Raw genomic sequence first — 15,244 nt, 5'->3', positions numbered from 1 at the left:
CATGGCTTGATGATGTAATGGTTAAAACTTATTTTGGCGACTCTCCTGCACTGTCTTCTTTGTTTTCTGCTTCTTAAAATTCCAGTTGATAAGAGGAAGCTTCCTTCTTCCGTTCTCATTCCAACCACCAATCTGGATGCCCCGGAAATCCTTACATTGATTATACAAACCGATCTGGATTCCTCTGCATTTCTGCCCGATATTGGCCAATGGCGCTACAGAAACACTTTTCATCTCGTGATGCACATTAAAAAAGGGAGAAACAGACATTCCATTGGTCACCGCATACGTATTGATATTACTCGATACATTAATTTCCAGTCCGTTTGTGACAGTAGGTTCCATATTGATGAGCGACAACTGAAGTCCGTTGATTGTATTCATCTTTTCTCTGGGAACAATGACATAATCACCGTTGTTTGGTAAACTTAAATTGAACAGCATTAACGGTGGCAGGAAAACACCCATAAAATTGAATCCCATTCCCAAACCGTTTACTTTTTTAGGTTTAAAATGCTCTTCTTCATCAAAATATTTGAATAAAATCCCATTGACGTTTCGGACATTCTTTGAAGGTGAAGCGGCAATCAATCTCGGTTTCAAAGAATCTACTTTTAAATTGTCTGATGCATAGGCCAGACTGCTGAATAAAAGAACTGCTATTAATAAAATTCGTGTTTTCATAACTCTTATTTTAAAATTACAGTTCAAAATTATCCGCTAAAGATCCAGTTCCGAATGTGAAAAAAAATTAAAAAAAAACTCCTGTTTGCGAAAATCGCAAAATGCGGGTTGGAAGCGGAAGAAGAAAGCTGGAAGTTACTTTGGGTGATCAATAGTGATTATAATTCCAATTACTTTTAAATTGGTATTGATTCTTTCGACCTCCGATACTTCCCTTCTCCCAGCTTCAAGCTTCCAGCCTTCTAAAATCAAAAACTCTTTCCACAAAAAATACTACATTTGTGAAAATCACAAAACTATGCACCAGGAGGCTTTATTAAAGGAAATCCGAAGAAAAATCGGTGAGAAATCTTTGAATGATGAGATCGCCAACATTCTTAATATCAGTTATGATGCCGCTCACAGAAGAACTTCTATGAAAGCCAAGTTCAGTTTTGAAGAAGCACTGGAGCTCGCCAAATACTATCAGATCTCATTGGATCAGTTTCTGGGAACGGAAAATCAATTGGTTGTCAAAAGAACACAGCCTGTAAAAACTACAGAAGATCTTTTAAACTATTTTGAAAACTCTCTGAAGATTTTGAATGTTTTTCAGAACATTAACAATTCTAAAGTATTTTATTCTGCAAAAGACATCCCGTTTTTTTATACCATTTCAGATTCAATGTTATCCCGTTTCAAGTTTTATGTATGGATGAATTTACTGAATCAGGATAAGTTCTTAAGCCCTTTCCATAAGTTTACTATGGAATACCATTCTATAAAAAACGAGATGCTGAAAAATCTTTATGATAAACAAAATGTAACGGAAATATGGAATGACACTACCATTATGAGTGTATTGAGACAAATTTCGTTCTATTATGAAATGGGATTATTAAAGAAAAATGAAGTGGATCTTATTCTGGAAGACCTAAGAACATTACTGGAAGAACTGGAGACTAAAACACTGGAAAAAAATAATTTTCAGATCTATGTCAATGATTTAGTAATTTTAAACAACAGTATTTTATTCAAAAATAAAGAACAGTGTTCCTTTTTTGTGCCTTTCAGCATGTTTGGATATATGATGACCAATGATAAAATGACGTGTGAAGATTCTCTGAGCTATTTTGAACATCAGATCAAAAACTCAAGATCACTGAACGAATCCGGAAACAGAGAGAGGAAAATATTTTTTAATAAGATGTATGAGCAGATCGACAGATTAAAACAAAATTTATCATGAACAGTCTTCGTAGTGGCGAATATTTCGGGGAAACCAATCAAATGGTCAATTTGGAAGGATTGACCATCACCGATACGGAGTATACTCATCCTTACGTAGACTGGCACTATCATGAAAATGCTTATTTCACTTTTCTTCTACAGGGCACCATGACAGAAGGAAACAGAAAAGAAACCTACGGCTGTTCTGCAGGGACATTATTGTATCATCATTGGGAAGATCCGCACTATAATCGTAAACCGGATATTTTCACAAGAGGCTTTCACATTGAGCTTTCGCAAAGCTGGTTTGATCGGTTTGATATTCAGAAAAATAAAGTGGAAGGAAGTTTTAATATCAAAAATCCTGCTTTAAAACTATTGGTTTATCAGATGTTCAAAGAAACCAAAACCAATGATATTTCTTTTGATCTAAATATTAATCAGTTATTACTGCATCTTTTCAACCAGTTAACTCATCAGAAGGAAAATACAGAAAGAAAACCTTTGTGGGTAGGCCGGATCAATGAAATTCTGCATGAAAGCTTTACAGAAAATCTCAGTCTTACAGAACTTTCCAAAACACTGAACATCCATCCTGTTCATCTCAGTAGGGAATTTCATAAACATTTCCATTGCAATCTGGGGGAATATCTCAGAAAATTAAAGATTAATAAATCAATGGAACTTCTCAATTCACCTTCTTCTTTAACGGATATTGCTCTGGAATGCGGTTTTTCAGATCAGAGTCACTTTATCCGATGTTTTAAAGAAAATATCGGAATTACTCCTTTGAAATACAGGAATCTGTTGAAAAATCATTGAAACTTGATTGTTTGAGATTCTTCATTACATTTCATTGAGACTGACACGCGTTAAATAACATCATTCACGATTTGGATACATCATTCCCCGATTTGGATACATTTCCCTTTTCGTAAGTTTTCATCTTTGTACCATCATTTAAACAAAAAAATATTTAAAAATGGAAACAAAAAAAGTATGGTTCGTGACAGGAGCTTCAAAAGGCTTAGGATTCGAGCTGGTAAAAAAATTACTCTCAGAAGGATTTCAGGTTGCTGCAACAAGCCGTACCGTTGAATCCCTGATCTCCAACATTGGAGAAAGTTCAGAAAACTTCCTTCCGCTCAGCGTAAACATCACAAACAATAATGATATCAAATCTGCTATTGAAAAAACAGTAAACCATTTCGGACAAATTGATGTAGTGGTCAACAATGCAGGTTACGGCCAGATCGGAACACTTGAAGAACTTACTGATGAGGAAGCAAGAGAAAATTATGCAGTGAATGTTTTCGGAACTTTAAATGTGATCCGAAACGCCATGCCTTATCTGCGTAAACAAAGGTCAGGAAACATTTTCAATATTTCTTCTGTCGGAGGATATTCTGCTAATTTTCCAGGCTGGGGAATCTACTGTTCTACAAAATTTGCGGTTGCCGGATTTACGGAAGCGCTGGCTGAAGAGGTAAAAGATTTCGGAGTTCATGCTACCGTGGTTTACCCGGGATATTTCCGTACCGATTTTCTAACTAAGGATTCTGTGAAAACCCCTGCCAATCCTATCCAGGCTTATGAAGCAGCGAGAAATTCGGAACAGGCTCACCTTAATGAAATCAATGGAAATCAGCCTAACGATCCTGAAAAAGCAGCGGATGTCCTGATTCAGATCAGTAAAGAGAAAAATCCTCCGGTACATTTATTATTGGGTGTAGGAACGATGGAATTTCTGAATAACAAAATTGATATTTTAAAGAAAGATGCTGAGAAATGGGAAAGCCTGACTGTTTCTACTGCAATTTAATATAATCATGTCCTTCGACTCCGCTCAGGGTGACATTTCTAATACTGAATGTTTTAATTTATATTCCTGAATTCGATATAAAACTTTAGAGAGATCAGTCTTAGCGGAGCCGAAGACTTTTTGGATCAATGTGTTATCATTTTGAAAAAACAACTAACTTCGTTATATGAAACAACCTGTTCGTTTTAATTCTATATCCGATTTTCATGCTTTCTGCGGACTTCCGAGTCCTGAGCATCCGCTGATCAGCCTGATCGATTACAGCAAGGTCCGCTATGTTGTAGAAAATGAAGAATTGAGATGGATCCAGAATTTTTATTCCATTGGTTTGAAAAAAAATGTTACTCCAAAGTTCAATTACGGGCAGCAGCAATACGACTTTAACTCCGGAGTGCTCTGTTTCGTTTCCCCGCAACAGTATTTAAGCCTGGAAATCAATCCGGATATAGAAGCAGAACCTACAGGATATTTATTGCTTATTCATCCTGATTTTCTGTGGAATACTTCATTAACCCGGAAAATAAAGTCTTACGATTTCTTTAGTTATAAGGTGAAAGAAGCACTTTTCCTTTCCGATAAGGAAGAGAAAATCCTTGTTGATCTATTTAAAAATATCGAACGGGAATATATGGCCAATATTGATAAATTCACACAGGATCTGATTATTGCCCAGATTGAATTGTTACTGATTTATTCAGACCGCTTTTATGAAAGGCAGTTTTTCACCAGAAAAAAATCAAGTCACGAATTGTTATATAAATTTGAAGACATTCTTTCTCAATATTTTGAAAACGGAAACCTCCTTGAAAACGGAATTCCCACAGTGAAATGTATTGCCGGGCAGATGAATATTTCACCTAATTACCTTGGAACGCTCTTACGTCTTCACACCCGGCAAAATACACAGCAGCATATTCAGAATAAATTAATTGATGCGGCAAAAGAACGTTTAAGCACCACCAATTTGTCTGTCAGTGAAATTGCTTATGAGCTGGGCTTTGAGCATCCGCAGTCTTTCAGCAAACTTTTTAAGCAAAAAACAAATCAGTCACCAGGAGAATTCAGAAAGCTTTTCAATTAGCACCGCTTTGAAATGATCATTATAAAATAGCAATGTTAATTTCATTCTATTTCACTCTAAAGAAGTTTATTATTTTTGATTAAATACTTCTTTGATATGAAATCATTTCTACTATTGATCTTTATTTTTATATTTTGTCTACATCACGGGCAAAACAACAATATTGTCAATCCTGAAAAAATTGAGAATCCGGTTCAGAAAAAAAATAGTGGAAAGATTGTTTTCCTTTCACAAAATACGCCGCTGGACAACCTGAAAGATTCAGATATTCTCACTTCTGCGGTATTTCAGGAAAACGGAAATCTTGGTATTCATGCTTTTTTTGATAATTCGCTGATCAATTATCTTCATCAGCTTGAACCCGGCTGGACTATGGATGAGTTGTTGAAAAAAGGAAATTATCAGTTCTCATTTTATGTAGACGGAAAACTTATTTATCAGGAAAATCTCAATACAGGAGCGGGAACTTCCGACCATAAAAAATTCAAAACCAGCTTACGAATTCCTCTTCTCAGCAGCAAAAATGAAGATTCCTGGGGAAGGTATTTATGGATGCGTTTTTATATGGCTCATAACGGAATTGATGCGCTGACAGCAGGAAATCATATTTTAAAAATTGAAATCAGACCTTATATCAATACTTCTACGATCCAAACGGGATCAGTCATTGCAGAAGGACAAATCAATCTTACTGTTCCTGCTCAAAACACTACAGAGCAGCAAATCGCCATTCAACCTATTCAGTCCAATAGCGGTTGGAATATTTCACAGGAAAGAATCAATACGGAAAGCATCAGAACTCTGAATAAGAAAATTGCAGAAAACAGGTTCAAAAATATCACCGGAATAGCTGTTATAAAGGAAGGAAAATTACTCCTTGAAGAATATTTTAACGGATCCGGAAGAGATTCATTACAGGATACGCGCTCTGTGGGAAAATCATTTTCTTCTGCTTTAACGGGAATTGCAATCCAGGATGGATATTTAAAAAGTGAAAATCAAACTCTGAAAGAATTTTATGATCTGAAACTTTTTAAAAATTATTCTTCTCCAAAAGAAAATGTCACTATAAAAAGCTTACTGACAATGAGTTCAGGATTTGACGGAAATGATGAAGATTCTGAATCTCCGGGAAATGAAGAAAATATGTACCCGACAGAAAACTGGGTAAAGTTTACGCTGGATCTGCCTGTGACAGGGAATAAAACCGGTAAAAACTGGAGTTATTTTACGGCAGGTGTTGTATTATCCGGAGATATTTTGGATAAAACAGTTCCAAAAGGTTTAAAAAATTATGCAGACAAAACATTATTCCAGCCACTCGGAATCACCCGCTATAAATGGCAGTTTACACCACAGCAGAAGCCTTCTTTGGCGGGAGGACTCCGTATGAGACTACTGGATCTTGCAAAATTCGGACAGTTGTATAAAAATAATGGCGACTGGAATGGAAAAACGATATTGAGTAAGGAATGGATTAAAAAATCCTTCACCAATTATTTTCCTGATCATCCTGATTTCGAAGGATATGGCTATCTGTTCTGGCGAAAGATTTACAAGGTGGGAAACAAAAGCTATGAAGCTTTCCAATCCAGTGGAAATGGAGGAAATAAGATTATTATTTTCACTCAGATACCAGTTGTCATAGTAATTACAGCGCAAGCCTACAACAAGCCCTATGCACACCGGCAATCTGAAAAAATAGTACAGGATTATCTTTTACCCGCCTTAAAAATGAGTAATGAATAATCAGTAATGAGTAATGTAGAAAAGTGAGAAAGAATAGCTTATTGCTTATTGCTTATTGCTTATTGCTTATTGCAAAACTATTCGTCTTTCTTTGAAGGAACCAGAAAAACATCAATAAGACCTTCAGGAAGTTCCATTTTGATGGTTCTTTCTTCTCTGTCTACCTCAAGAATCCAGTCTTTGATCATAGGAATCACCACTTCTTTTCCATCCAGATTGGTAATGAAATACACCTGCGCTGTCTGATCGTTTACAGATCTGATTACGCCACAGTTACTATCATTCTGATCAAGAATTTCAAATCCGATGATTTCGTGGTAATAGAATTGTTTTCCTGAAAGTTTTGGCAGTGAAGCAAGCGGAAGGTAAACACTTTTACCCAGCACCTGATCTACCATAGCTTCAGAAGAGTTTTTGAATGCAAGATTCAGAGCATCCAGTTTGCTCCATGATGATTTTTCAATAAAAAATGGAACCAATAATCCGTTGATTTCAACGAATATTGATTCCAATTTATTGTAAAGCTCGGGTTGATCGGTATCCAATTTAAGGATCACGTTACCCGCAAGTCCATGTCTGCGTGTGATTTTTCCTAAAAAATAGCAATCTTCTTTACGCATAACAGGTTTTGTTCTTAAGCTTCAGTGTTTTCTTCAGTTTCAGCAGCAGGAGCTTCTCCTTCTGTAGCTTCAGCAACAACTTCTTCAGCAGGTGCATTAGCAGCTTCTTCAGCAGCTTTAGCATCAGCTTCAGCTTGTGCAGCAGCAGCAACTCTAGCTTCGTTTACTTTTACTTCAGCTTCTAAAGCAGCTTTCTTAGCATCAGCTTTAGCAGTAGCTAAACCTTCTACTTTACCTTGTACTTTAGCATCTTTAGCTTCTACCCAAGCATTGAATCTTTTTTCAGCTTCAGCTTCGTCAAAAGCACCTTTAGCTACACCACCTTGTAAGTGTTTTTTGTAAAGAGCACCTTTGTAAGATAAAATAGCTCTAGCAGTATCAGTAGGCTGAGCACCGTTGTTTAACCACTTTACAGCAGAATCAACGTTCAATTCGATAGTTGCCGGGTTAGTAATTGGGTTGTAAGTACCTAGTTTTTCGATGAATCTACCATCTCTTCTAGCTCTAGAATCTGCAACCACGATGTGGAAAAAAGGTTTCCCTTTTTTACCGTGTCTTTGTAATCTGATTTTTACTGACATAATGTTTGAATTTTACGGGAACTCGTCCCAGTTAAATATTTAAGAGTGCAAAGATAGTAAAAAAGTTTGAAGTAAAAAGCCTCAAGTAAAAAGTTTTATAAAATTCATTATTTTTTAACTAATCAGTGCAAAAGAGAATACTGTTGAAATAATCACAGAAATTAAAACTGCCATAAAAACAACAAAATTATCTCTTGTTTTTCCTGTAATCCCATAGATCACCAAATAGTTGATGATATACGCAGGCACCAGTAGAAAAAATGAAAACTGCCCGGTAGATGTAAGCACAGCCTTAAAAAAAAGACTCCCGGTTACAGAAGCTATGATAAGCCCTAAAAGACTTTTAAAAATGATTTTCTCATCTATCTTATCATTTTCTTTGACTTTTGAAAACTGATCAAATTTATTCAGAATAAAAATCTTTAAATCGCTGCTGCTAATCATTTCTGAAGAAATATTTTCAAGGATAACATCTATATTTTCTCCCTTTTGTACCCTTTTGTGTACTTCAAATGAGATTCTCCCTTTTTCTTTGACTAAAACTTTCCTGTATTCTGCTGTTTTTACAAATTCATCATAATTGAATTGCTGACTGATGGCTTCCCGCAGTTCATCATTGACTTTACCAGTATGATCAGTCATATGAAGATAGGCAGCATGAAGATCTTCTTCATTATAATTTCTGTAAATATTCTTCATCTACACCGTTCCCATATAGAAAAGTCCAAGGCACTTCTGGTTTTCCTCAATGGTCAGAGAGTCTTTCAGCTCGTCCACGATTTTAGGAGAACTCCAGTAACACCCGATATTATTTGCTGTACAGCTAAGATACATATTCTGAACCGCCATTGAAGTCGCTGCTATTTCTTCCCATTCAGGAACCATTCCGCTGAAGTTGACAACAATAGAAACCACAACATTGGCTTTATTGATTTTAAAACCGATATCGTTGTATTTTTTTTCTAAAAAAAGTTGTTCTGGAGTAACGGTCTTATAGATAGCCTGCATTTCTGCTGCCAGCTGTGCTTTTTCTTCTCCTTTGAATATTTTGAAACGCCAAGGCTTAGTACGTTTGTGATTGGGAGCAAACGTGGCAGAATTTACAATCTCTTCCAAAACTTCCTGAGATATTTCTGTGTCTGTATAATCTTTCGGGAAAATACTTCTTCTCTCCTCTATAATTTCTTTTAAAATGGTTGCTTTACTCATACCTGCAAATTTACAACATGAAATTCAATCTTCATTTTAAAATGTTAAGGATGTATAGCCAGTTTACGATTTTTATACGCCTGATAATTGCTTATGATAAATGTTGCTGCAATGATTAAAGCAATCAGAATACTCAGCCATTTTTCATAGACTTCCCCTTTTGCCGGGTTCAGCATAAATAACACAATAAAACTTATGGAATATACTACCCCGGCAATGATCCATCTGTTATCGGGATCAGGATATTCCTTCACGGTACTTGCTTTATTGTAATTAAAAACAGGAAGCAGTTTATGTTGATCCCAAATGACCAATATCAGTACGGCAATCATCATTAAGGAGGTGATTATCCAGGTCCCCGAAAAGGAAAGGCTGAGGGTAATAACCCAGATATTACTCAAGATAGCCAGAAACATCAATGCTCCCAATGTTGCAAAGCGCTGTGTCATCAGTAAAATTCCGGCTGCCACCTGTGCCAGTCCTAAAAAATTCCAATACAATCCGGATTGATATAAAGCTTCAAAAAAGTATCCGATTGGGTTATCAGCTGAAATTCTGGTAAACCTCTCTCCCATAAGCTTTATTAAACCTGATGGAAAAAAAGCAGAGCCTACGAGATAACGAAGGTGAATAATGATCCACTGATTAATTCTGCCTGTTCTTAATTGTTCAAATTTCATAGTATAGTATTTTGCATAGCAAGGTACTAAATAAAAATAAAACTTCAAATATAAATTTGAAGTTAATCTTATTAAGATGAATAACTATATGATACTGCAGAATCTTATTTACAATACCTCTACAATCTTCTGATGGATTTTATTCAGGGTAAACTCGTCTCCGGGTCTCATTCCCATCATTTTTTTAGCCATGGGGCTTTCCGGAGAAATAGCGTAGAATCTGTCGCCCTCAAAAAAGAACTCTCCCAGCGACACGGAAATGTAGAACCTGGCTTTATTGGTAATCACCAGTGAACCGAGCTGTACCCTTTCTGTAGCTGTATTTAGAACCTTTGCCATATTCCTCCTAAGATCATTCAATGCGCCAAGTTGCCGCTGCATCTGATAAATTTCCTCCTGCATTTCTTCTCTCATGCTGTCATATTTCGGAGTTTTTTTGATGTCACGGCTGGCTTCCATGGTAAATTCGATAAAGTTTTTCAATTTTTCAATTTTCTCTGCGATGGTGGTCTTCACAAAGTCTCTGATATCACTTTTTTCAAATACAATCTTCTCCATACAATCTATTCTTTATATAAAGATAATATTTTTAGAATAATATTTCAATGACTTAACATAAAATAACGCTTCCACAATCAACATGATGGGTAAAAAGAATTTAATAAAAAAGCCCTGTACATTGTACAAGGCTTCCTATTATTTTTCAGCAAGTCTCTTCAGATCTCCCAGTCCCTGACTAAACATTTTATCCATATTACTGTCCATCATAGGCTTCATAATTTTCATCATGGTATTCAGCTCATTATCGATCATCCAGGTCACTTTTGTACCGCTGCCCTCAGGAGTCAGTATGATATTACTTTTAGCAGTTCCTTCAAAAGGTTGTATGAAATGAAGCTGGGTTCCCAGTTTCTCATTCGGGATAATTTCTGTGATAGACTGTTCTCCTTCACTGCCGTCACCCTTCCAGTGATAAGAGCTGCCAGGCTGGTTACCCGCACCTGAATAAGTGACAGAAAAGTTTTTGATTTCTTTAGAAAAAGGATCCCAGGTATTGTATGCTTGTAAAGAGCTGGTATGCTGCCATACTTTTTCCTTTGGAGCATTAATGACAATTGATTTTTCATAGTGATAATCTTTACTGAAAGCCAGCATGGCAATGACAGCATAGATAAGAATCAGTACGATGATAATACCGATAATTTTTAAGAGTGTTTTCATAGTCTTTATATTTAAGGTTATTTATTTAATAATGACTTTTTAATCTGTTCTCAAAATTAAATATTCCCACATCACTCCTTCTTTCCATATGACAAGATTAATTAAAGATAAGGTATTTTTGTCATACCACACCAGTAAGGCATTATTTTTGAGCGTTTCAGCTGTGATTCCCTATGAATCATTAAATTTACCTTATCTAAAAAGATCAAAAAAATGAATATTTTAACAGAAAAATTTAACACTCCATATCATTCGGCTCCGTTCGACAGTATTAAAAATGAAGATTATCTGCCTGCATTTAAAGATTTAATTCAAAAATCTGAAGCGGAAATTGATGCTATTGTCAACAATCCTGATGCTCCCACATTCGAAAATGTTATTGAAGCTTTGGCCTATTCGGGAGAACAGCTGGATGTGGTTTCTAATATTTTTTTCAACTTAAATTCTGCAGAAACCAGCGATGAGATCCAGCAGATTGCCCAGGAGGTTTCTCCGATCTTAACGGAATATTCTTCAAAAATTTCTCAAAACGAAGCCCTTTTCAATAAAATCAAGAAAGTATATGATGAAAAGGAAAAATATAATCTCAACGAGGAACAGGAAATGCTTTTGAATGAGACCTACAAAGGTTTTGTAAGAAGCGGAGCTTTACTGAATGAGGAAGACAAAGAAAAATTAAAGAAAATCAGCATGGATCTTTCTGTAAAATCTTTACAGTTCGGACAAAATGTTCTGGCTTCCACCAATGCTTATTTTAAACATATCACCAATAAGGAAGATCTTGCAGGAATTCCTGAAGCCATCATGGATCAATATGCCGAAGAAGCTAAAGAAAGAAACCTTGACGGCTGGGTGGTCACCTTACAATATCCAAGTTATATCCCGTTCATGACCTATGCTGAAAACCGTGAACTGAGAAAAGAACTGGCCTTGGCCAATGGTAAAAAATCTTTCGACGGTGGTGAATTTGACAATCAGAATTTGATTAAAGAACTTCTGAATTTAAAACAACAGAAAGCTGAACTTTTAGGGTATAAAAACTACGCTGATTTCGTTCTTGAAGAAAGAATGGCCAAGTCTCCGGTGAAAGTTTTCGATTTTTTAAATGAACTTCTTACCAAGGCAAAACCTTATGCCGATAAAGAAATTGAAGAATTAAAATCTTTAGCAAAAGCTGACGGAATTGAGGAAATGCAAGGTTACGACCATGCATTCTATGCTGAAAAACTTCGTAAGGCGAAATTCGACCTTAATGATGAAGAATTAAAACCTTATTTTCCATTACACCAGGTGCAGGATGCTGTATTCGGACTGGCTGGAGAACTTTTCGGACTGACTTTTGAGGAAAGAAACGATATTCCGAAATATCATGAAGATGTAAAGGTATATGAAGTAAAAGAGAACGGAAATTACAAATCATTACTATACGTTGATTATTTTCCAAGAAAAGGAAAAAGAGCCGGTGCATGGATGACCAGCTACAAAAACCAGTATAAGCGAAACGGCGAAAATTCCCGTCCGCATATTTCAATTGTCTGCAACTTCAGCAAACCGACAAAAGATACGCCTAGCTTATTGACCTTCCAGGAAGTGACGACTCTATTCCACGAGTTCGGGCATGCTCTTCACGGGATGATGGCAGATACTCAATATCCTACTCTTTCCGGGACTTCTGTAAAATGGGACTTTGTGGAACTTCCATCACAGTTTCTGGAAAACTTCTGCTATGAGCCTGAGTTCCTGAAAACTTTTGCAAAACACTATAAAACAGGAGAAGTTCTTCCTGACGAAAAAATTGAAAAAATCGAGCAGTCCAAAAATTTCATGGAAGGTTACCAGACTTTAAGACAACTAGGTTTCGGACTTCTGGACATGAATTATCATACTAAAGTGGCAGAACTGGAACATGAAAGTGTAAAAGAGTTTGAAGATAAATATACCAAAGCAACCACTCTTTATCCTTCGAATTCTGAAACAGCGATGAGCCCAAGCTTTTCTCACATTTTCCAGGGAGGATATTCGGCAGGATATTATTCTTACAAATGGGCGGAAGTTCTGGATGCTGATGCTTTCCAGTATTTCAAAGAAAACGGAATTTTCAATCCTGAGATTGCAGCCAAATATAAAGTATTGCTTTCTTCGGGCGGAACAAAAGATCCAATGGAGCTTTACAAAAGTTTCAGAGGCAGTGAGCCTAAAGTGGAAAGCCTGTTGAAAAGAGCATTTGGATAGGATATACCTTGAAAATTATGACAGAAGAAATCAACAAGTTAGAAGCTGTTTTTAATCAATCTTTAAAAACAGTTTTTGAACGTATAACTCCTGAAAAGATTGATGAAATTCTTGACAACAGAGATTCTGCAGAGTTTTCTGATGAATGGATGAAAGCCTATCAGGCAATTGAAGAAAAATCTTTAGATGAGGAAACAGAAGACAAAATAAGTGATATCCGGAAGGAAATTTTTATTTCCACCTTCAAAACCACCGACTCTTCAGATCTTCCCGCTTATATTTCCGATGATTTTGGTTTGATCTGCTCTTACCATATTCATCAGATTGAAAATAGCTGGGTAACCAATTTGCTTTTCACTTATCTTCATCATCAGATTCCAGATGGTGAACTGCTGAAAACAGAAAAAACAATAAAAGAACTGATTGAATAGATCAGAAAACACAAAAAAAGAACAGCGTTTGCTGTTCTTTTTGTTTTAAATTAGCCGCTCGAAAACCTCAAAATAATTCCTGATCCATGACCATTCAAGAACAAATCCAGGACTATATCAACAGTCAGCCGGAACTGAAACGCAATGATATGCAGGAACTCCACAACATTATTGTGGAACTCATGCCGGAATGCCAGCTGTGGTTTCTGGATGGTAAAAACAATGAAAATAAAACAGTTTCCAATCCTAATATCGGATATGGATCATATACCATGCAGTATGCAGATGGAAAAACCAGAGATTTTTACCAGATTGGGATGAGTGCCAATACCACAGGGATTTCCATTTATATTATGAATATCAGTGACAAAACTTACCTTTCAAAAACATACGGAGAAAAGATAGGTAAAGCTGGTGTAACAGGATATTGTATTAAGTTTAAAGCTTTAAAAGATATTAATATTGAAATACTGAAAGCTGCCATACTGGATGGACTCAAAGAATAACTTTTTTATTTCTGTAAAAAAATACCATATCTTTTCCAGGAAAGCTAAATTTGTACAGGAAACGAATAGTATCCATTTTGTAATTTTAAATAATGAGCACGTTAAAACAAAGATTAGAAAACGTAAAAAAACTTCAGGCCAAAAGATGGGAAAACGAAGATCACTGGGATACTTTAAACGATCTGCTGATCAGAGAACTGGATGAAATTTTACTGGTTGAGCCTGAAAACACTCCGGCTTTAATTAATATGGGTGCTGTTTATTCCGATATGGGAGAAAATGAAAAAGCACTGGAATATTTAAATACAGCATTAAATTTAGGTTCTGAAGACAAAAATCTGTTTGTCAATCTTTCCATTGTGCTTGTTTATATGGGAAAACATCAGGAAGAGTATCTTGAATATCTTGAAGAAGCTGAAGACAAAACGGAAGATCCTCTTACTTTTAAAGCACATTTTGATCCGCAATCCCTTTAAAAAAATCATTTAAATTAAAACTTACAATCATGTTACTGGCCATATTACTACCCTTTTTATCTTTTATCGTCCGTGGAAAAATTTTCACCGGAATCATCTGTCTGATTTTACAAATTACCCTTATCGGATGGCTTCCTGCGGCAATCTGGGCAGTTCTTTCTTTAAACAATGAAAGAGCTGACAAAAGAAATGACAGATTGATCAAAGCGATGCGGAAAATAAAAAATAAAACTGCTCAAACCCATTACAAGCACCTGTTTTAAAACCAATTAACAGATATCATCTATTATTTCTTAGTTTTTGATTTATAATTTTTATCAAAAAAAATTGCGAAACCGAAAAGTTGCACATATATTTGCAACCATATGGTTTCATTTAAAAATCATCGTTTATGAGAAGAGATATTTTTCAGGCTATAGCAGATCCCACACGCCGGGCTATTATTGCACTGATTGCAGTACAGGCGATGACACCCAATGCCATCGCAGAGCATTTTGATACCACCAGACAGGCTGTTTCAAAACATCTGAAAATTCTGACGGAATGTGAATTGGTAACCCAGAATCACCAGGGAAGAGAAATTTATTACTTTTTAGAAATTGATAAAATGAAAGAAATAGATCATTGGCTGGAACAGTTCAGAAAGATTTGGGAAAGCCGTTTCGAGCAGCTTGATACCTTACTGGCAACATTGAAAAGCCAGCAGAAATAAAGTTTAATACGACAACCAAACTATAAAAATA

The 15,244-nt window shown here is 35.9% G+C and carries 19 protein-coding genes; 11 read left to right on the top strand and 8 right to left on the bottom strand.

The genetic code is table 11. The annotated features are described in order from the left end of the window. Positions 1 to 21: 21 nt before the first annotated feature. Entirely contained in the window at positions 22 to 684 is a 663-nt protein-coding gene (locus AB1278_RS05635; RefSeq protein WP_429812965.1) for a hypothetical protein, read from the bottom strand. A 298-nt stretch (positions 685 to 982) separates the two neighbouring features. Between AB1278_RS05635 and AB1278_RS05630 the strand changes: the two genes are divergently transcribed. From AB1278_RS05630 to AB1278_RS05610, 5 genes are all read left to right on the top strand, one after another. Then, positions 983 to 1,912 (top strand): helix-turn-helix domain-containing protein, encoded by a 930-nt coding sequence (locus AB1278_RS05630; RefSeq protein ID WP_429812962.1) that lies wholly within the window; start codon positions 983 to 985, stop codon positions 1,910 to 1,912. Then, a complete protein-coding gene (locus tag AB1278_RS05625) occupies positions 1,909 to 2,715 on the top strand; it encodes a helix-turn-helix transcriptional regulator (protein ID WP_137905098.1) in 807 nt (268 codons plus the stop codon). The genes AB1278_RS05630 and AB1278_RS05625 overlap by 4 nt, the downstream gene beginning before the upstream one ends. A gap of 160 nt (positions 2,716 to 2,875) precedes the next feature. Continuing rightward, the gene (locus AB1278_RS05620) at positions 2,876 to 3,715 is read left to right on the top strand and encodes an SDR family NAD(P)-dependent oxidoreductase (RefSeq protein WP_343639583.1); all 840 of its coding nucleotides are present in this window, start codon (positions 2,876 to 2,878) and stop codon (positions 3,713 to 3,715) included. A 166-nt stretch (positions 3,716 to 3,881) separates the two neighbouring features. After that, positions 3,882 to 4,796, top strand: coding sequence for a helix-turn-helix domain-containing protein (locus AB1278_RS05615; protein ID WP_343639585.1), 915 nt, complete (start codon positions 3,882 to 3,884; stop codon positions 4,794 to 4,796). A 96-nt stretch (positions 4,797 to 4,892) separates the two neighbouring features. Then, positions 4,893 to 6,545: a serine hydrolase domain-containing protein gene (locus AB1278_RS05610; RefSeq protein ID WP_429812958.1), complete on the top strand. Its 1,653-nt coding sequence runs from the start codon at positions 4,893 to 4,895 to the stop codon at positions 6,543 to 6,545. A 77-nt stretch (positions 6,546 to 6,622) separates the two neighbouring features. On the opposite strand, the gene rimM is transcribed toward AB1278_RS05610, so the two are convergent. From rimM to AB1278_RS05575, 7 genes are all read right to left on the bottom strand, one after another. Beyond that, complete coding sequence (gene rimM, locus AB1278_RS05605) at positions 6,623 to 7,165, bottom strand: ribosome maturation factor RimM (protein WP_137905101.1); 543 nt, start codon at positions 7,163 to 7,165, stop codon at positions 6,623 to 6,625. A gap of 14 nt (positions 7,166 to 7,179) precedes the next feature. After that, complete coding sequence (locus AB1278_RS05600; RefSeq protein WP_062673921.1) at positions 7,180 to 7,746, bottom strand: 30S ribosomal protein S16; 567 nt, start codon at positions 7,744 to 7,746, stop codon at positions 7,180 to 7,182. 114 nt (positions 7,747 to 7,860) lie between these two features. Further along, positions 7,861 to 8,445 carry a hypothetical protein gene (locus AB1278_RS05595; protein WP_343639591.1) on the bottom strand — a complete coding sequence of 195 codons (585 nt, stop codon included), beginning with the start codon at positions 8,443 to 8,445 and terminating at the stop codon, positions 7,861 to 7,863. Then, positions 8,446 to 8,955 carry a nitroreductase family protein gene (locus AB1278_RS05590; protein WP_120232096.1) on the bottom strand — a complete coding sequence of 170 codons (510 nt, stop codon included), beginning with the start codon at positions 8,953 to 8,955 and terminating at the stop codon, positions 8,446 to 8,448. It lies immediately after the preceding gene. 44 nt (positions 8,956 to 8,999) lie between these two features. Continuing rightward, complete coding sequence (locus AB1278_RS05585) at positions 9,000 to 9,635, bottom strand: DoxX family membrane protein (RefSeq protein WP_429812952.1); 636 nt, start codon at positions 9,633 to 9,635, stop codon at positions 9,000 to 9,002. 108 nt (positions 9,636 to 9,743) lie between these two features. After that, the gene (locus tag AB1278_RS05580) at positions 9,744 to 10,193 is read right to left on the bottom strand and encodes a hypothetical protein (protein WP_202841088.1); all 450 of its coding nucleotides are present in this window, start codon (positions 10,191 to 10,193) and stop codon (positions 9,744 to 9,746) included. A 138-nt stretch (positions 10,194 to 10,331) separates the two neighbouring features. After that, positions 10,332 to 10,856 carry an SRPBCC family protein gene (locus AB1278_RS05575; RefSeq protein ID WP_411413538.1) on the bottom strand — a complete coding sequence of 175 codons (525 nt, stop codon included), beginning with the start codon at positions 10,854 to 10,856 and terminating at the stop codon, positions 10,332 to 10,334. Between the two features lie 213 nt (positions 10,857 to 11,069). On the opposite strand from AB1278_RS05575, the gene AB1278_RS05570 reads away from it, so the two are divergent. From AB1278_RS05570 to AB1278_RS05545, 6 genes are all read left to right on the top strand, one after another. Further along, positions 11,070 to 13,088, top strand: a complete 2,019-nt coding sequence (locus AB1278_RS05570; RefSeq protein ID WP_429812948.1) for a M3 family metallopeptidase — start codon at positions 11,070 to 11,072, stop codon at positions 13,086 to 13,088. Positions 13,089 to 13,105: 17 nt separating this feature from the next. Next, a complete protein-coding gene (locus AB1278_RS05565; protein WP_429812945.1) occupies positions 13,106 to 13,519 on the top strand; it encodes a hypothetical protein in 414 nt (137 codons plus the stop codon). Positions 13,520 to 13,605: 86 nt separating this feature from the next. Next, complete coding sequence (locus AB1278_RS05560) at positions 13,606 to 14,025, top strand: DUF1801 domain-containing protein (RefSeq protein WP_429812942.1); 420 nt, start codon at positions 13,606 to 13,608, stop codon at positions 14,023 to 14,025. A gap of 92 nt (positions 14,026 to 14,117) precedes the next feature. Beyond that, positions 14,118 to 14,501 carry a tetratricopeptide repeat protein gene (locus AB1278_RS05555; protein WP_202841098.1) on the top strand — a complete coding sequence of 128 codons (384 nt, stop codon included), beginning with the start codon at positions 14,118 to 14,120 and terminating at the stop codon, positions 14,499 to 14,501. A gap of 29 nt (positions 14,502 to 14,530) precedes the next feature. Then, a complete protein-coding gene (locus AB1278_RS05550) occupies positions 14,531 to 14,764 on the top strand; it encodes a YqaE/Pmp3 family membrane protein (protein WP_429812939.1) in 234 nt (77 codons plus the stop codon). A 128-nt stretch (positions 14,765 to 14,892) separates the two neighbouring features. Next, positions 14,893 to 15,213, top strand: coding sequence for an ArsR/SmtB family transcription factor (locus AB1278_RS05545; RefSeq protein ID WP_047378845.1), 321 nt, complete (start codon positions 14,893 to 14,895; stop codon positions 15,211 to 15,213). Positions 15,214 to 15,244: the final 31 nt, after the last annotated feature.

The sequence above is a fragment of the Chryseobacterium sp. NRRL B-14798 genome (assembly GCF_050470705.1).
Taxonomy (GTDB): domain Bacteria; phylum Bacteroidota; class Bacteroidia; order Flavobacteriales; family Weeksellaceae; genus Chryseobacterium; species Chryseobacterium cupriresistens.
The sequence above is the reverse complement of the archived record's forward strand: the minus strand, read 5'-3'. Positions and strand labels throughout refer to the sequence as shown.

Coding starts and splice junctions, on each gene's coding strand:
- AB1278_RS05615 (WP_343639585.1), top strand. CDS start 3,882: ATGAAACAACCTGTTCGTTTTAATTCTATATCCGATTTTCATGCTTTC.
- AB1278_RS05625 (WP_137905098.1), top strand. CDS start 1,909: ATGAACAGTCTTCGTAGTGGCGAATATTTCGGGGAAACCAATCAAATG.
- AB1278_RS05575 (WP_411413538.1), bottom strand. CDS start 10,856: ATGAAAACACTCTTAAAAATTATCGGTATTATCATCGTACTGATTCTT.
- AB1278_RS05570 (WP_429812948.1), top strand. CDS start 11,070: ATGAATATTTTAACAGAAAAATTTAACACTCCATATCATTCGGCTCCG.
- AB1278_RS05635 (WP_429812965.1), bottom strand. CDS start 684: ATGAAAACACGAATTTTATTAATAGCAGTTCTTTTATTCAGCAGTCTG.
- AB1278_RS05630 (WP_429812962.1), top strand. CDS start 983: ATGCACCAGGAGGCTTTATTAAAGGAAATCCGAAGAAAAATCGGTGAG.
- AB1278_RS05545 (WP_047378845.1), top strand. CDS start 14,893: ATGAGAAGAGATATTTTTCAGGCTATAGCAGATCCCACACGCCGGGCT.
- AB1278_RS05560 (WP_429812942.1), top strand. CDS start 13,606: ATGACCATTCAAGAACAAATCCAGGACTATATCAACAGTCAGCCGGAA.
- AB1278_RS05580 (WP_202841088.1), bottom strand. CDS start 10,193: ATGGAGAAGATTGTATTTGAAAAAAGTGATATCAGAGACTTTGTGAAG.
- AB1278_RS05550 (WP_429812939.1), top strand. CDS start 14,531: ATGTTACTGGCCATATTACTACCCTTTTTATCTTTTATCGTCCGTGGA.
- rimM (WP_137905101.1), bottom strand. CDS start 7,165: ATGCGTAAAGAAGATTGCTATTTTTTAGGAAAAATCACACGCAGACAT.
- AB1278_RS05565 (WP_429812945.1), top strand. CDS start 13,106: ATGACAGAAGAAATCAACAAGTTAGAAGCTGTTTTTAATCAATCTTTA.
- AB1278_RS05610 (WP_429812958.1), top strand. CDS start 4,893: ATGAAATCATTTCTACTATTGATCTTTATTTTTATATTTTGTCTACAT.
- AB1278_RS05620 (WP_343639583.1), top strand. CDS start 2,876: ATGGAAACAAAAAAAGTATGGTTCGTGACAGGAGCTTCAAAAGGCTTA.
- AB1278_RS05590 (WP_120232096.1), bottom strand. CDS start 8,955: ATGAGTAAAGCAACCATTTTAAAAGAAATTATAGAGGAGAGAAGAAGT.
- AB1278_RS05585 (WP_429812952.1), bottom strand. CDS start 9,635: ATGAAATTTGAACAATTAAGAACAGGCAGAATTAATCAGTGGATCATT.
- AB1278_RS05555 (WP_202841098.1), top strand. CDS start 14,118: ATGAGCACGTTAAAACAAAGATTAGAAAACGTAAAAAAACTTCAGGCC.
- AB1278_RS05600 (WP_062673921.1), bottom strand. CDS start 7,746: ATGTCAGTAAAAATCAGATTACAAAGACACGGTAAAAAAGGGAAACCT.
- AB1278_RS05595 (WP_343639591.1), bottom strand. CDS start 8,445: ATGAAGAATATTTACAGAAATTATAATGAAGAAGATCTTCATGCTGCC.